The following is a 14,870-nucleotide window of genomic DNA, read 5'->3' as shown; positions in this document are numbered from 1 at the left end:
TCAGCTGCGGCGCTGGCGCTGCCCCTGGGCGGCCGTCAGGGCGCGCAGCGGCCGGCCGCGCATCGCGCTGCCTGGGCCACGCCGTTCGTCCAGGCCGTGAAAGCCCGCATCGTCTTCGTCCGCTTCTTCCGCTGCAATCTCCGCCGCCTCGGTCGCCAGGCCTTGTTCGCTATCGGTGAAGGTGAAGATCGACACCGCCTTGGCCAGGTTGACGGTCTGCTCGTGCAGGCTTTCGGCGGCTGCCGCGGCTTGTTCGACCAGGGCGGCATTTTGCTGGGTCATGCCATCCATCTGCCCGACCGCCTTGTTCACTTCGGCGATGCCGTCGGCCTGCTCGGTGCTGGCGATGCTGATGCGCCCGATGATGTCGTTCACCTGGCGCACCGAGGCGACGATGTCGCCCATGCTGGCGCCGGCCTGGCTGACCGAGGCGCTGCCATCTTCGATGATCTTCACCGAGTCGGCGATCAGGGCCTTGATCTCGCGCGCCGCCGCCGCCGAGCGCTGGGCCAGGGTGCGCACTTCGGCCGCGACCACGGCGAAGCCGCGTCCCTGCTCGCCGGCGCGCGCCGCTTCCACCGCCGCGTTCAGCGCCAGCAGGTTGGTCTGGAAGGAGATGCCGTCGATGACGCCGGTGATCTCGACGATCTTGCGCGAGCTGGCCTGGATCGATTCCATGGTGGCCACCGCGCGGTCCACCGACTGGCCGCCGGTGGAGGCCAGCTGCGCCGCTTCCGCCGCCAGGTCGGACGCCAGCCGCGCGTTGTTGGCGTTTTCCTTCACCGCCGTGGTCAGTTCTTCCATCGTGCTGGCGGTCTGCTCGAGCGAGCCGGCCTGCATTTCGGTGCGCGTCGACAGGTCGAGGTTGCCGCTGGCGATTTCCTTCGATGCCGTGTCGATCGAGCGCACCGAGCGCATGATGCTTTGCAGGGCGCCGTTCAGGCGGGTGATGCTGTGGTCGAGCGCGCGCGAGGTGTCGGCAATCTCGTCGCGGCCGGCGCCGGGCGTGCCCGATGGCTGCAGTCGGCCGTCGGCCAGGTCGCCCACGACGGTGGCGATCGAGCGGATGTCGGCCAGCATGGCGCGCCGCACCAGCATCGTCACGAGGAGCGACAGCCCGATCGACAGCACCACCAGGCCGGCCATGCTCATGCCGAGCATGCGGAACTCGGCCTTGGCGGCGGCGTGCGCTTCGACGCTGAGTTTTTTCTCCAGCGCGGCCAGGCGCTGCAGCTCGGTGTCGAGCGCGACGAACTGCTTTTCCGCTTTTTGCATCGAATTGGTGGCGATCGACTGGTCCACTTGCGCCAGTTCGATCGTCTCGGTCACCGCCTTGCGGTAGCTCGCCAGAGCCGCCAGCGAGCCGTCGAGCGAGGCGCGCTCGGACGGCTCGGCCAGCCTGGCCAGCTCGCCCAGCTTGGTCTTGACGTCGGCATGCTTCTTGTGGATGTCCGCGGTCAGGGCCGTGAGGCGGTTCTGCGCGAAGCTGCCGTTCACCCAGGCCAGCAGCTGGTAGATGTTCGCGTGCGCAAAGCGCGCGTCGCCCGCCACGTCGGCCACCGACTGCAGGCGCGCGGCGCGCACCTGCACCATGTGCTCGAGCGAGGCGTTCTGGCGCACCATGCCGTAGTAGGCCGCTGCCGACAGCATGGTCAGCAGCACCAGCACGAGCCCCGGGGCCAGCAGGAGTTTGGGACCGATCCGCAATTTATTGAGCATGCTTGACTCCGGGGAGGGCAGGACGCGTTGTACCAGTTGATCCAGTCGGCTTACTTCTTGTAGATGCCCGCTTCCAGCACCACGTCGTCGACCTTCTGGATATAGGTCGTCTTCGGCTCGATCTTGCCGCTGGTCGGGTTCTTGTACTGGTAGTCGACCCAGCCCTTGCCCTTGGCCGCGGCCAGGTCGATGATCTCGCGGCGGTATTTCTTGCCGTTCGCATCCGGCACGTCGGTCAGGTCCTTGCCGACGATCGAAGGGTTATACGGATGGGCCAGCACGATGCCGGTCTTGAGGTCGCGCATGTCGATGTAGAGCTCGCCCTGGACGTATTCGGCGTCCTTGGCATTGATCTTCTTCATCATCTCGTCCTTGCCCTTGGCTTTCACGAGGGCGACACCGCGTTCGACCATGGCGATGGCGTCCTTTTCGGTCGGCGAATTGGCCAGCACGGGGGCGGCGACGAGGGCCAGGGACAGGGCGGCGGCAGTAGCGAACAACTTCATGGTGTAACTCCTTTGGTGAATGTTCTGGGGCCAACATTGCTAAAGTGCATTGGCAAATGTACCGGGGTGGGAGGACGGCGGATTGCGGTAGCGCAATCGCAGGGCAAGGGCGGGTAGGAACGTTGCGCATCCGTGTCAGGCGCGCAGGCGCTGTCCCGCTATCGACCCGTGCGCGCTCATCCCTTGTGCTAGGCCTATTCGTAGGACCAATCTGATTGATTGACGGCAATTCTCCATTAATTTCCGTAACGTAAGATGAATTCTTACCGGCAACGATTTTCCTCCTGCCGGTCCTTCCGTCCAACGTTTTCCTGGAGACCTTCCGTGATCATGACCGAATCGACGCCATCCAAGTTCAAGCCCTATACCCGGCAAACGATCCACCTGGCGCGCCAGTGGCAATGGATGTCGCCGGACCTGCAGGAAGCGGTGCAGGTGGTGTCGCATGTGCTGCCGTTCCGCGTGAACGCCTATGTGCTGGACGAGCTGATCGATTGGGACAAGGTGCCGGACGATCCGATCTACCGCCTGACTTTCCCGCACCGCGACATGCTGCCCGCGATGGAGTACGAGCAGCTGCGCGACCTGGTGCTGTACAAGAAGGACGACGCGGCCATCGCGCGCCTGGTGCACGGCATCCGCATGCGCATGAACCCGCACCCGGCCGGCCAGATGACCCACAACGTGCCGCGCGTGAACGATGCGCCGCTCAAGGGCCTGCAGCACAAGTACAAGGAAACGGTGCTGTTTTTCCCGAGCTCGGGCCAGACCTGCCACGCCTACTGCACCTTCTGCTTCCGCTGGCCGCAGTTCGTCGGCATGGACGACATGAAGTTCGATGCGCGCGAGTGCTCCGAACTGGTGTCCTACCTGAAGACGCATCCGGACGTCACCGACGTCCTGATCACCGGCGGCGACCCGATGATCATGAATACCCGCTCGCTGTCCGAATTCCTCGAGCCCCTGCTGGCGCCGGAGCTGGCCCACATCCAGAACATCCGCATCGGCACCAAGTCGGTCGCCTACTGGCCGCAGCGCTTCGTGTCGGACAAGGACAGCGACGATTTGCTGCGCCTGTTCGAGAAGGTGGTCCGGTCGGGTAAAAACCTGGCCATCATGGGCCATTACAACCATGCGGTCGAACTGCGCCACCCCATCGCCCAGCAGGCCGTCAAGCGCATCGTCGGCACCGGCGCCACGCTGCGCATGCAGGGCCCCCTGATCCGCCACATCAACGAAGACCCGAAGAGCTGGGCCGAGCTGTGGACCACCGGCGTGCGCCTGGGCGCGATCCCGTATTACATGTTCGTCGAGCGCGACACCGGCCCGCGCGACTATTTCTCGCTGCCGCTGGCGCGCGCCCACCAGATCTTCCAGGAGGCGTATTCGATGGTCTCGGGCCTGTCGCGCACCGTGCGCGGCCCGTCGATGAGCGCCTTCCCGGGCAAGGTGGTGATCGACGGCGTGGTCACCATCAACGACGAGAAACTGTTCGCGCTGCAGTTCCTGCAGGCCCGCAATCCGGAATGGGTGCGCCGCCCCTTCTTTGCCAAGTACGATCCCGAGGCCACCTGGCTCGACCACCTCAAGCCGGCCTTCGGGCGCGACAAGTTCTTCTTCGAGGAAGGCGGCAGCGCGCACCAGGGCCCGCGCGGACGGGTGATCCCGCTGGTGCCGGCGGGGCAGCGCGCGGTGGACACCGGCTGCAGCCCGGCCCTGCACGGCGGAACCGAGTCCGACGCCGCCTGACCCCCGGGAGACCTGCACCATGCCGGACCAGGCCACCACGCCACGCCTGTCCGGCATGGCGGTATTCTTCTACGTGTTCCTGCCCTTCGCGCTGGGACACTACCTGTCTTCGCTGCTGCGCAACGTGAACGCGGTGCTGGCCTCGCACCTGGTGGGCGCGCTCGCGCTCACGCCGGGCGAGCTGGGGCTGCTGACCAGCGCCTTCTTCTTCGCCTTCGCCCTGGTCCAGCTGCCGGTCGGGATCGCGCTCGACCGCTACGGGCCGCGCAAGGTGCAGCTGGCGATGATGCTGGTCGGCGCGCTCGGGGCGCTGCTGTTCTCGCGCGGCCACGACTTCGCCCAGCTGGTGGCGGCGCGCGCCATCATGGGCTTCGGGCTGGGCGGCTGCTTCATGGCGGCGGTCAAGGCCGTCTCCACCTGGATCACGCCGAGCCGGCTGCCGTCGGTGCATGGCTACCTGATCGCCGTCGGCGGCCTGGGCGCGGCCACCGCCACCATGCCGGTGCGGCAGATGCTGCAGTACACCGACTGGCGCGGCCTGTTCCTGATCCTGGCGGCGCTCGTCGCCTGCTGCGGCCTCCTGATCTGGCTCCTCTGTCCGCGCAGCAGCGGCCCCGCGCCCAGGCGCGGCCCGCTGGGACAGGCGCTGCGCGAGGTCGTCAGGGCGCCGGTGTTTCGCACCACGGCGTCGCTGGTGCTGGTCCCGCACGCGGTCTTCTTCGGCATCCAGGGCCTGTGGATCGGGCGCTGGCTGACGGATGTGGCGCTGTTTCCCGAAGACGCGGTGGCCTACCTGCTCTACATGGGCATGGCCGCCGTGATCTTCGGGGCGATCGCCGTGGGCATGATCACCGAATGGGCTGGACGGCGCGGCATCGCCCCGCTCGACGTGGCCGCCGCCGGCATCGGCGTGTTCCTGCTGGTGCAGCTGGCCTTCGTGGTCAGCTACGCGCCGAGCTTCCAGCTGCTGTCGGTGCTTTTCACGCTGGTCGGCACGATCACCGGGATCGAATACGCGATCATTGCGCAGTCGATGCCGAAGGAGCTGACCGGGCGCGCGGCGACCTGCCTGAACCTTCTGATCTTCATCGGCGCCTTCGTGGTGCAGGCGGGCTTTGGCCTGATGATCGGGTTGTGGTCGCCGGACGCCGCCGGCCACGCGCCGGCCATTGCCTTCCGGTCGGCGTTTGCGGTGCTGCTGCTGGTACAGCTGCCGGGACTGGCGGGCTTCGTGCTGCGCCGGCGGCGCGCATCGACCGCCGCCGCGGCGCAAGGGGAAGAAGGACTGGTGACTTCCTCCTGAACGGTGTTTTCCTTGCAGTAACGGACGGCGCAACATTGCCAAATTGGCTAGCATCGCTGCACAATGGATGCCGTCCGTTATCTCCGAGGGAACGCCATGCGCGACCACACCTTGCCCCGCCTGTCGGCGGGCGCCATGCTCCTGCTGCTCGCCGCCTGCGGCGACAAGTCGACCCTCCCGGTCGGCGCCGACGTCGGCCCCGAGCCGGTCATCAAGGCGCCGGTGAAGCGTGTCATCCCGACCGTCGACATCGCGCCCGCCAAGGGCTGGCCGCAAGGCGCCGCCCCGAGCACCGCGCCGGGTCTCGCGGTGAAGGTATTCGCCTCAGGCCTGGACCATCCGCGCTGGCTGCACGTGCTGCCCAACGGCGACGTGCTGGTGGCCGAAACCAATGCCCCCGAGCGCCCGGAAGACAAGAAGGGCATCAAGGGCTACATCATGGGCAAGGTGATGGAAAAAGCCGGCGCCGCGGTGCCGAGCGCGAACCGCATCACGCTGCTGCGCGATGCCGATAGTGACGGCGTGGCCGAAACCAAGAAGGTGTTCCTCAAGGGCCTGAATTCACCCTTCGGCATGGCCCTGGTCGGCGACATGCTGTACGTGGCCAATACCGACGGCATCGTGCACTTCCCCTACCGCACGGGCGAACTCGAGATCACCGCGGGCGCGCAGCCGGTGGCGCCGCTGCCGGGCGGTCCGCTGAACCACCACTGGACCAAGAACATCATCGCCAGCGCCGACGGCCGCAAACTCTACGCCACCTCGGGCTCGAACAGCAACGTCGCCGAGAACGGCATGGACCAGGAAGTCGACCGCGCCGCCATCCTTGAAATCGACATCGCCACCGGCAAGACCCGGCTGTTCGCCTCGGGCCTGCGCAACCCGAACGGCATGGCCTGGAATCCCCAGACCGACGCGCTCTGGACCGTGGTCAACGAACGCGACGAGCTGGGGAGCGACCTGGTGCCGGACTACCTGACGTCGGTAAGAGACGGCGGCTTCTACGGCTGGCCGTACAGCTACTATGGCAAGCACGTGGACGAACGGGTCAAGCCGCCGCGCCCGGACCTGGTGGCCAAGGCGCTGGTGCCGGACTACGCGCTCGGCGCCCACGTGGCGGCGCTGGGGCTGGCCTTCTACAACGGCGCGCTGCTGCCCCAGTTTGCCAACGGCGCCATCATCGGCCAGCACGGCTCCTGGAACCGCAAGCCGCTGTCGGGCTATAACGTCGTGTACGTGCCCTTCACCGACGGCAAGCCGTCGGGCAAGCCGGTCGAGGTCCTGGGCGGTTTCGTCGACAAGAAGGGCGATGCCCTGGGACGCCCGGTGGGCGTCGCGGTGGACAAGCGGGGGGCTATCCTGGTGGCGGACGATGTGGGGAATGTCATCTGGCGGGTGACGCCGGCAGGGCGTTGATTCATTCAACCTGCGACGCCTGCAGGTCGATTCCCGGCACATCAGGCGCAGCCGTCGACCAGCAAGATCGGCAACCCCGTCCACACGATCGCCACGAAGGCCATCACCGCGCCCAGCGCGGCCGCCCAGTCGAGCAGCCCCGCCTTGTCACGCACGTCTTCCCGCAGCATGGCGCGTTCGCGCCACGCCAGCCACGCGCACAGTGCGAGCGCCGCCAGCGTCACGCCCCCCAGCAACACCCGGTCCGGTCCGCCGGCACGCAGCCCGCCCGGCGAGCACTGCGCCGCCGCCAGCAAATAGCAGAAGGTGAAATGCGCCGCCCACACCAGCAGGGGCAGGGTGCCGCGTGTGAGCCGGCGCCAGAAATGATCGTCCATGTCTACTCCATCAGCAGCGGCAGGATCTGCACCAGCGCCATGCCGGCGATGCCCTGCAGCGTCGTGTAGTGCCAGATCAGGGCGATGTTGTCGAGCGTCGCGCGGCTGCGTTCTCCCAGGTGCCCGCGCCAGGCGCGCAGGCACAGGTAAGGCGCGGCGATGGCCAGGATCACGATGTGCAGGCCCTGGTAGCTCAGCAGCGCGGCAATGGCGGCGCCCCAGGCGCTGGCGGTCGGCTCCAGTCCCGCGTACTGGTGACCGCCCAAATCGAGCACGAAGGAGCCCACCGCGCAGCCCAGCGCCAGCAGCACCAGCCAGGGCAGGCGGCGCTTGCCGAGCGCGCGCACCGCCAGGATCATCAGGACGGAGCTGGCCAGCAACAGACCGCCAGACGCGAACGCCCACGGCAGCGCCGGCAGCGCGGCGCCGGGCGGCGGGCAGACCTGCAGCCGCATCGACACGTGGATGTAGGTGAAGCCGAAGGAGGCGAAGATGCTGGCGTCGACGACCAGCGTGACCATGGTGCCCCACCACGACTGTGAATTGCGTCCCTTGGCGTTGACCGGCAACACCAGGTCGTCGGACACGCGCGCCCGGTCGATGATCGGCTTGCGGTCGGACTGCCACAGCCAGCCGAGCGTGCCGGCCACCGCCATGAAGCCGAAGATCCAGGCCAGCAGGTGCAGCTTCACGGTCAGCAGCAGGAAGAAGCCCGCCGTGCCGAGCGCCGCGATCACCGGCAGCCAGCTGTCGCCCGGCAGCACCATCAGGTAGCGCGGCTCGGCGCTCACCGGGCTGGTGGCGATGGTTTCGCGCAGCCCGGTCGCGGTATTGGGCAGGTAGTGCTGGCCGCGGTCGACTTCGGCGGACAGGGTTGGCTGGTCCCACAGCGGATTGGTCGAGGTGATGCGTGGGATGCTGCGGTTGCCGTAGGATTCGGACGTAAGCCATTCGAGCGTGGATGCATTCCAGGGGTTGCCCACTTCCTTGTCGGGCCGGCGCAGGGTGCGCACCAGGTCGACGAAGAACAGCACCACGCCCGCGGCGAAGACGAAGGCGCCGATCGTGGAGAGCATGTTCAGCAGGTTCCAGCCCAGGTTCGCATCATAGGTATAGACCCGGCGCGGCATGCCCTGCAATCCGGTGATGTGCATCGGGAAGAAGGCCAGGTTGAAGCCGCCAAACATCAGCCAGAACACCCAGCGCGCCAGTTTTTCCGACATTTGGTTGCCGTTGATGAGCGGGGCCCAGTAGTACATCGCCGCGAACACCGGGAACACCATCCCGCCGATGAGCACGTAGTGCAGGTGGGCCACGATGAAATAGGTGTCGTGCACCTGCCAGTCGAAGGGAATCACGGCCACCATCACCCCGGTCAGCCCGCCCAGCACGAAGATGAACATGAAACCCATCAGGAACATCGTCGGGGCGCTCATCTTCACGCGGCCGTTCCACAGCGTGGCGATCCAGGCGAAGACCTGGATGCCGGTGGGGATGGCCACCGCCATGCTGGCGGCCGAAATGAAACTCATCTCCAGCACGCCCAGGCCCGCGGTGAACATGTGGTGGGCCCACAAGCCGAAGCTGAAGAAGCCCACGCCCACCAGCGCCACGATGATGGCGCGCCGTCCCACCAGGGGCGACTGGGCGATGGTCGGGATCATGGTCGAGACCATCCCGGCCGCGGGCAGGAAGATGATGTAGACCTCGGGGTGGCCGAAGAACCAGAACAGGTGCTGCCACAGGATCGGGTCGCCGCCGCGGTCGGAGATGAAGAAGGGCCAGTCGAAGGCGCGCTCCATCTCGAGCAGGGCGGTGCCCGCGATCACGGCGGGGAAGGCGAACACGATCATCACGGCCACCACCAGCATCGCCCAGGCGTACACGGGCATGCGGCGCAGCGTCATGCCGGGCGCGCGGGTGAACAGGATGCCGACGATCAGCTCGACCGCGCCGGCAATCGCCGAGATCTCGATGAAGCCGATCCCCAGCAGCCAGAAGTCGGCGTTCAGCCCGGGCGAGTATTTTTCGCCGGTCAGCGGCGGGTACATGAACCAGCCGCCGTCGGGCGCCAGGCTGAAGAACAGGGTGCAGAAGAAGGCCAGGCCGCCGAACGCATAGGCCCAGTAGGCATAGGCGGACAGGCGCGGGAAGGGCAGGTCGCGCGCGCCCAGCATATTGGGCAGCAGGTAGACCGCGATCGCCTCGACCACCGGAATGGCGAACAGGAACATCATCACCGTGCCGTGCATCGTGAAGATCTGGTTGTAGGTGCCGGGGCTGAGCAGGGTGTTGCCCGGCACCGCCAGCTGCACCCTGATCATCAGCGCGAGGATGCCGGCCAGTACGAAGAACAGCAGCGCGGTGCCGATATAGAGCAGGCCGATGCTGGTGTTGTTCACCGAGGTCATGAAGCGCAGGCCGGTCGGCGTGCGCCAGACGTCTTGCAGCTGCTCGAATTCGCCTTCAGGGCGGGGCAAGGAGCTGGGCAGCTTGGCGTGCGGGGAAGTCGGTACGGCGGCGTCGTTCATTTCAGGTGCTCGAGGTAAGTGGCCAGCGCGCCGAGGGTGTCGCGGTCGAGGTCTTGCGAGCCCGGCATGAACACGCCCGGCTTGGCTTTGTGCGGGTCGGCGATCCAGGCTTGCAGGCTGCTGCGCCGGGCCGGCAAGGCGCCGGCGCCGATGTGCATGCGGCTGCCGACGTGGGTCAGGTCCGGACCCAGGCGCGCCTCTTCGGTCACGCCGCGGATGGTGTGGCAGGCCTGGCAGCGCTGCTCCAGGAAGGCGGCGCGGCCGCGTGCCAGGACCTGGCTGCTGGCCGGGGCCGCGGGCAGCGCCTGGCGCGCCAGCCAGGCATCGAATTGCGCGGGCGTATGGGCGACCACGTGCAGCGCCATTTTTGCATGCTGGGCGCCGCAGTATTCGGCGCACTGGGCGCGGTAGATGCCGGGCCGGTCGGCGCGCAGGCTGAGCCCCGTGACGCGTCCGGGCACCATGTCGCGCTTGCCGGCCAGGGCCGGAATCCACAGGCTGTGGATCACGTCGGCCGCATTCAGGCCAAGGTAGACCCGGCGCCCCGCCGGAATGTGAATCTCGTTGGCGGCGACGATCTCGCGTCCGCTCACCGGGTCGCGGTAGCGCACTTCCCACCACCACATCTTGGCCGTCACCGAGATCGCGAGCGCATCGCGCGAGGTCTGCGGCGCCAGCTCGGTGCTGCGCCAGGTGCTCCACCCGAGCAGCACGCTCAAGACCACGACCGGGAAGGCGATGCCCCCGCCGCCGATCCACAGCATCGCGTGGGCAGGGCGGCCCTGAGGCCGCAGGCTCAGGGCCAGCAGCAGCATCACGGCCACGAAGATCAGGGCGCCGGCGCCGAACAGCACCCAGGCGAAATGGCTGATGATGGTGGCGTCCCAGCCGGCCGGGTGCAGTACCGATTGCAGGTTGTCGTTCATGGCGGCCTTATCGCAGCGTGTACAGGAAGGCCGCCATGTGGCGCGCTTCCTGTTCGCTCAGGCCCATGGCCGGCATCTCGGTGCCGGGCTTGACGGCGTGCGGCACGCGCAGCCACTGCACCATGTTGGCCGGTTGGTTGGGAATGCCACCCGCAAGGTAGCTCAGGCTGCCGATATGGTCGAGCGAGGGAGCCGACTCGCCGGCCGCGCCCTGCACCCCGGGAATGGTATGGCAGGCGCCGCACTGGTACTGGGTGACCAGGCGCAGTCCCTGCTCGACCTGGCCGCCGGGCACGCGCACGGCGTCGGCTTCACCCTTGCAGCCGGCCAGCAGCGCCGCACATGCCAGCAACACGCCGGCATAGTGATGGTTTCGGGGGACGGATTCGTCGGATAAGAGGGTGCGCACGCTAGGAAATCACGATTGTTGGGTGGCTTTTATAATACACAAAGAATGATGCAATTTTTTTAACTCTTCCAATCGGACGCCCCCTCGCATGCCCTCCAACCGCCGCCGGCTGATCATCAAGACCGCTGTACTGACGCTGCTCGCGGCCGGCGTCACCGCGGGCGCGGCCGGCCTGGCCGTGCTGTATGGCGGCTGGTACAACATCGGCGCCACCGCCCAGCATTTCCCCTTCGTGTACACGGTGCTGGAAGAAGGCATGACACAGTCGGTGCAGAACCACGCGCAGGAGATCCGGGTCCCGGCACTGGGCGGCGCCCAGCAGCTGCAGCGCGGCGCCCAGGTCTACCGCGCCAACTGCGTGCAGTGCCATGGCGGCCCCGGCGTCGCGCAGTCGACCATCGGCATGAGCATGCAGCCGATTCCCGGTCCCCTGGTGGACGCGACCCAGCGCTGGCAGACGCGCGAGCTGTACTGGATTACCAAGCACGGCATCAAGATGAGCGGCATGCCGGCCTGGGAATACCACCTGGCCGACGAGGACATCTGGGCGGTGGTGGCCTTCGTGCGCACCATGCCGGCCATGAGCGCGGCCGACTACCGCGCCGCGACCGCCACGCAGGTGGCGCCATGACCGCCTCCCGCATCATCGGGGTGCTGCTGGCGGCCGGCGCGCTGGCCGGCTGCGCACCGCCCGAACGGCCCGGCATCCAGGGCGACCCGGTGCGCGGCAAGGTCGCGCTGACCCAGTATGCCTGCCAGTCCTGCCACATGATCACGGCGGTGCCCGGTTCCAAGGTGTACGTCGGCCGGCCGCTGCTCGACTACGGCAGGCAGAAGGTCCTGGCCGGCAACCTGGAGAACAACCAGGCCAACATGGTACGCTGGATCCGCGACCCGCAATCGATCGACCCCCACACCGCCATGCCCAACATGGGCGTCACCGAACGCGATGCGCTCGACATGAGCGCCTATCTCCTGCTGCAATAAGCCGCCGCGCCGGCTACCGCGTCGCCCGCGCCGATCCTTGGTATCATCGCCGCCTCGGCCCGCATGGGCCTGACTACTCACGGGAAGACAAGCATGAGATTGGTGCGCTATGGCCGCCCAGGCAAGGAAAAGCCGGGCATGTTCGACGAAGAGGGCCGCCTGCGCGACCTGTCCAAGGTGATCGACGATATCGACGGTTCGGTATTGTCGGATAAAGCCCTGCGCAAGCTGGCCAAGCTCGACTGGAAGACGCTGCCGCTGGTGCGCGGCAATCCGCGCCTGGGCGTGCCGGTCAAAGGCGTCGGCAAGTTCATCGGCATCGGCATGAACTACGCCGACCACGCGGCGGAGACCGGCTCCGCCGTGCCGAGCGAGCCGGTGTTCTTCACCAAGGCCATCAGCAGCTTGAACGGCCCGGACGACCCGATCCAGCTGCCGAAAGGCTCGAAGAAGACCGACTGGGAAGTGGAGCTGGGCGTGGTGATCGGCACCCGCGCGCAGTATGTGAGCGAAGAAGACGCCCTGGATTTCGTGGCCGGCTACTGCGTCGTCAACGACGTGTCCGAGCGCGCCTTCCAGTTCGAGATGGGCTCGCAGTGGGACAAGGGCAAGGGCTGCGACACCTTCGGCCCGGTGGGCCCTTTCCTCGTCACGCGCGACGAGATCTTCGACGTGCAGGACCTGGACCTTTACCTGGAACTGAACGGCAAGCGCATGCAGACCGGGAATACCTCGACCATGGTGTTCACGGTGGCGCAAATCGTCAGCTACGTGTCGCGCTTCATGACGCTCGAGCCGGGCGACATCATCACCACCGGCACCCCCCCGGGCGTGGGCATGGGCCGCACGCCGCAGCGCTTCCTGAAAAAGGGCGACAAGCTGCGCCTGGGGATCGCCGGGATCGGCGAGCAGCAGCAGGAAGTGGTGGCGTTTCCGAAGTGAGCGCCGCTAGTCCGGCATCGGCCCCGCGCTCGATGCCGGCACCGCCGTCCTGGCCGTATTCATGATCATGGCCAGGAAGGTGTAGTACCCGTTCACTCCCATCAAATCCACCACGCCCTGTTCGCCGAACAGCGCCAGCGCGTCCGCATACACCCGATCCGACACCGATTTGCGTTCGTGCAGTTCGACGCAGAAGTCGTGCACCACCGCTTCGTCCACCAGCATGTCCCCGGGCCGGCGCCGCTCGGCGATCGCTTCGATGACCGAGCCCGGGATGCCCACCTGCGCCGCGATCGGCGCATGGATCGCCCATTCCACCTGCTGGTTCCACTGCCGCGCCGTGACCAGGATCGCCAGCTCCGACAGCCGCACCCCGATCGCGCTGCGGTAGCGCAGGTATTCGCCCATGCGCTGGGCATACTCCATCAGCTCGGGACTACGCAGCAGCGGCACGAAGGGGCCGTAGACCGCGCCGCGCGGGCCATCGATGATCGCTTGCGCCGCGGCGCGCTGGGCCGGCGTCATATCAAGGGGGGCGATCGGTCCGAGTCGGTCGGTCATGGGGCGGCGCAAATGTTGTAATTGGAAAATAATTGCATAGCGTCCGGCAAAAATCAAAAGAACCCGCGCACGGCACGCTTATTGTCAAGCGTCGTCCTTCTACCTCGGGAGTCGCAATGAGCCATATCCTCCACCGCAACCTGCGCCAGGTCCCGCCGCTCGCGGTGGCAGCCAGCGGCATCCGCATGCACGACAGCGTCGGCCGCACCTATATCGACGCCAGCGGCGGCGCCGCCGTCTCCTCGCTCGGCCACGGCCATCCCGACGTGATCGCGGCCATGCACCGCCAGATCGACCGCTGCGCCTACGCCCACACCTCCTTCTTCACCACCGACGTGGCCGAGGAACTGGCCGACCGCCTGATTGCCGGCGCGCCGCAGGAGTTCAAAGGCGTCTACCTGGTCTCGGGCGGTTCGGAAGCGGTGGAGACCGCGCTCAAGCTGGCGCGCCAGTACTGGGTCGAGGCGGGCGAGCCGCAGCGCACGCTGTTCGTCGCGCGCCGCCAGAGCTACCACGGCAACACGCTGGGCGCGCTGGCGGTGGGCGGCAACGAGTGGCGCCGCAAGGCCTTCGCGCCCCTGCTGATGGACACGGTGCGGGTCGGCGCCTGCTACGAATACCGCGGCCGCGCCGCGCACCAAAGCGTGGACGACTACACCGCCGGCCTGCTCGACGAACTCGAGACGCGCATCCTCGAGGCCGGACCGGAAAACATCATCGCTTTCGTCGCCGAGCCGGTGGTCGGCGCCACCGGCGGCGCGATCCCACCCACGGCCGGCTACTTCCAGGGCGTGCGCGACATCTGCGATCGCTACCGCATCCTGTTCATCGCCGACGAGGTGATGTGCGGGATGGGCCGTACCGGCAGCATGTACGCGATCGAGCAGGACGGCGTGGCGTCGGACATCATCGCCATCGCCAAGGGACTGGGCGCGGGCTACCAGCCGATCGGCGCCGTGCTGGCGCACCAGACCATCGTCGACTGCCTGCGGGGAGGCAGCGGCATCTTCCAGCACGGGCACACCTATATCGGCCACCCGGTGGCGGCAGCGGCGGCCCTCGAAGTGCAAAAGGTGATCGAGCGCGACGATCTACTGGGACGGGTGCGCAGCCGCGGCGCGACCTTGCGGCGCATGCTGGGCGACGTCTTCGGGACCCACGAGCACGTGGGCGACATCCGCGGCCGCGGCCTGTTCCTGGCGCTGGAATTCGTGCAGGACCGCGCAACCAAGACCCCGTTCGCACCGGAGCGCAAGCTGCACGCGGCGATCAAGGCCAAGGCGATGGAATGCGGGTTGATGGTGTACCCGATGGGCGGGACCATCGATGGATTGCACGGCGACCACGTGCTGCTGGCGCCGCCCTTCATTGCGACGGCGGCGGATTTGTCGGAGATTGTGTCGCGCTTGTCGGATGCGGTGGAAGCGGCGTTGAAGGGTTAGCA

At 67.3% G+C, this 14,870-nt stretch carries 14 protein-coding genes; 7 read left to right on the top strand and 7 right to left on the bottom strand.

Features of this window, described 5'->3' with window-relative positions; genetic code table 11:
- A complete protein-coding gene (locus AC3XQU_RS02610) occupies nucleotides 1-1,719 on the bottom strand; it encodes a methyl-accepting chemotaxis protein (RefSeq protein ID WP_489872563.1) in 1,719 nt (572 codons plus the stop codon).
- 50 nt (nucleotides 1,720-1,769) lie between these two features.
- Entirely contained in the window at nucleotides 1,770-2,225 is a 456-nt protein-coding gene (locus AC3XQU_RS02605; RefSeq protein ID WP_489872562.1) for a cache domain-containing protein, read from the bottom strand.
- Nucleotides 2,226-2,555: 330 nt separating this feature from the next.
- Here AC3XQU_RS02605 and AC3XQU_RS02600 point away from each other — a divergent pair, with 330 nt between their 5' ends.
- The 3 genes from AC3XQU_RS02600 (at nucleotide 2,556) to AC3XQU_RS02590 (ending at nucleotide 6,693) form a co-directional block, all read left to right on the top strand.
- On the top strand, nucleotides 2,556-3,974 hold the full coding sequence (locus AC3XQU_RS02600) for a KamA family radical SAM protein (protein WP_489872734.1): 1,419 nt from the start codon (nucleotides 2,556-2,558) through the stop codon (nucleotides 3,972-3,974).
- A gap of 19 nt (nucleotides 3,975-3,993) precedes the next feature.
- The gene (locus tag AC3XQU_RS02595; RefSeq protein WP_489872561.1) at nucleotides 3,994-5,277 is read left to right on the top strand and encodes an MFS transporter; all 1,284 of its coding nucleotides are present in this window, start codon (nucleotides 3,994-3,996) and stop codon (nucleotides 5,275-5,277) included.
- A 96-nt stretch (nucleotides 5,278-5,373) separates the two neighbouring features.
- Entirely contained in the window at nucleotides 5,374-6,693 is a 1,320-nt protein-coding gene (locus tag AC3XQU_RS02590; protein WP_489872560.1) for a PQQ-dependent sugar dehydrogenase, read from the top strand.
- Between the two features lie 41 nt (nucleotides 6,694-6,734).
- Here AC3XQU_RS02590 and AC3XQU_RS02585 read toward each other — a convergent pair whose 3' ends face one another.
- The 4 genes from AC3XQU_RS02585 to AC3XQU_RS02570 are packed head-to-tail and all read right to left on the bottom strand — an operon-like array spanning nucleotide 6,735 to nucleotide 10,936.
- Nucleotides 6,735-7,070, bottom strand: coding sequence for a hypothetical protein (locus tag AC3XQU_RS02585; RefSeq protein WP_489872559.1), 336 nt, complete (start codon nucleotides 7,068-7,070; stop codon nucleotides 6,735-6,737).
- Between the two features lie 2 nt (nucleotides 7,071-7,072).
- Entirely contained in the window at nucleotides 7,073-9,601 is a 2,529-nt protein-coding gene (gene ctaD / locus AC3XQU_RS02580) for a cytochrome c oxidase subunit I (protein ID WP_489872558.1), read from the bottom strand.
- Nucleotides 9,598-10,527 carry a cytochrome c oxidase subunit II gene (locus AC3XQU_RS02575; RefSeq protein ID WP_489872557.1) on the bottom strand — a complete coding sequence of 310 codons (930 nt, stop codon included), beginning with the start codon at nucleotides 10,525-10,527 and terminating at the stop codon, nucleotides 9,598-9,600. The genes ctaD and AC3XQU_RS02575 overlap by 4 nt, the downstream gene beginning before the upstream one ends.
- A 7-nt stretch (nucleotides 10,528-10,534) precedes the next feature.
- Nucleotides 10,535-10,936: a c-type cytochrome gene (locus AC3XQU_RS02570; protein ID WP_489872556.1), complete on the bottom strand. Its 402-nt coding sequence runs from the start codon at nucleotides 10,934-10,936 to the stop codon at nucleotides 10,535-10,537.
- Between the two features lie 88 nt (nucleotides 10,937-11,024).
- On the opposite strand from AC3XQU_RS02570, the gene AC3XQU_RS02565 reads away from it, so the two are divergent.
- From AC3XQU_RS02565 to AC3XQU_RS02555, 3 genes are all read left to right on the top strand, one after another.
- The gene (locus AC3XQU_RS02565; RefSeq protein ID WP_489872555.1) at nucleotides 11,025-11,567 is read left to right on the top strand and encodes a c-type cytochrome; all 543 of its coding nucleotides are present in this window, start codon (nucleotides 11,025-11,027) and stop codon (nucleotides 11,565-11,567) included.
- On the top strand, nucleotides 11,564-11,923 hold the full coding sequence (locus tag AC3XQU_RS02560) for a c-type cytochrome (protein WP_489872554.1): 360 nt from the start codon (nucleotides 11,564-11,566) through the stop codon (nucleotides 11,921-11,923). The genes AC3XQU_RS02565 and AC3XQU_RS02560 overlap by 4 nt, the downstream gene beginning before the upstream one ends.
- Before the next feature lie 93 nt (nucleotides 11,924-12,016).
- Entirely contained in the window at nucleotides 12,017-12,865 is an 849-nt protein-coding gene (locus tag AC3XQU_RS02555; protein ID WP_489872553.1) for a fumarylacetoacetate hydrolase family protein, read from the top strand.
- A gap of 6 nt (nucleotides 12,866-12,871) precedes the next feature.
- Here AC3XQU_RS02555 and AC3XQU_RS02550 read toward each other — a convergent pair whose 3' ends face one another.
- The gene (locus tag AC3XQU_RS02550; RefSeq protein ID WP_489872552.1) at nucleotides 12,872-13,426 is read right to left on the bottom strand and encodes a carboxymuconolactone decarboxylase family protein; all 555 of its coding nucleotides are present in this window, start codon (nucleotides 13,424-13,426) and stop codon (nucleotides 12,872-12,874) included.
- Between the two features lie 116 nt (nucleotides 13,427-13,542).
- Here AC3XQU_RS02550 and AC3XQU_RS02545 point away from each other — a divergent pair, with 116 nt between their 5' ends.
- The gene (locus tag AC3XQU_RS02545) at nucleotides 13,543-14,868 is read left to right on the top strand and encodes an aspartate aminotransferase family protein (protein ID WP_489872551.1); all 1,326 of its coding nucleotides are present in this window, start codon (nucleotides 13,543-13,545) and stop codon (nucleotides 14,866-14,868) included.
- Nucleotides 14,869-14,870: the final 2 nt, after the last annotated feature.

Source organism: Telluria sp. AZSoR62, assembly GCF_058111565.1.
This window is presented reverse-complemented; position numbering and strand designations above follow the sequence as displayed.

Coding starts and splice junctions, on each gene's coding strand:
- AC3XQU_RS02610 (WP_489872563.1), bottom strand. CDS start 1,719: ATGCTCAATAAATTGCGGATCGGTCCCAAACTCCTGCTGGCCCCGGGG.
- AC3XQU_RS02605 (WP_489872562.1), bottom strand. CDS start 2,225: ATGAAGTTGTTCGCTACTGCCGCCGCCCTGTCCCTGGCCCTCGTCGCC.
- AC3XQU_RS02600 (WP_489872734.1), top strand. CDS start 2,556: ATGACCGAATCGACGCCATCCAAGTTCAAGCCCTATACCCGGCAAACG.
- AC3XQU_RS02595 (WP_489872561.1), top strand. CDS start 3,994: ATGCCGGACCAGGCCACCACGCCACGCCTGTCCGGCATGGCGGTATTC.
- AC3XQU_RS02590 (WP_489872560.1), top strand. CDS start 5,374: ATGCGCGACCACACCTTGCCCCGCCTGTCGGCGGGCGCCATGCTCCTG.
- AC3XQU_RS02585 (WP_489872559.1), bottom strand. CDS start 7,070: ATGGACGATCATTTCTGGCGCCGGCTCACACGCGGCACCCTGCCCCTG.
- ctaD (WP_489872558.1), bottom strand. CDS start 9,601: ATGAACGACGCCGCCGTACCGACTTCCCCGCACGCCAAGCTGCCCAGC.
- AC3XQU_RS02575 (WP_489872557.1), bottom strand. CDS start 10,527: ATGAACGACAACCTGCAATCGGTACTGCACCCGGCCGGCTGGGACGCC.
- AC3XQU_RS02565 (WP_489872555.1), top strand. CDS start 11,025: ATGCCCTCCAACCGCCGCCGGCTGATCATCAAGACCGCTGTACTGACG.
- AC3XQU_RS02560 (WP_489872554.1), top strand. CDS start 11,564: ATGACCGCCTCCCGCATCATCGGGGTGCTGCTGGCGGCCGGCGCGCTG.
- AC3XQU_RS02555 (WP_489872553.1), top strand. CDS start 12,017: ATGAGATTGGTGCGCTATGGCCGCCCAGGCAAGGAAAAGCCGGGCATG.
- AC3XQU_RS02550 (WP_489872552.1), bottom strand. CDS start 13,426: ATGACCGACCGACTCGGACCGATCGCCCCCCTTGATATGACGCCGGCC.
- AC3XQU_RS02545 (WP_489872551.1), top strand. CDS start 13,543: ATGAGCCATATCCTCCACCGCAACCTGCGCCAGGTCCCGCCGCTCGCG.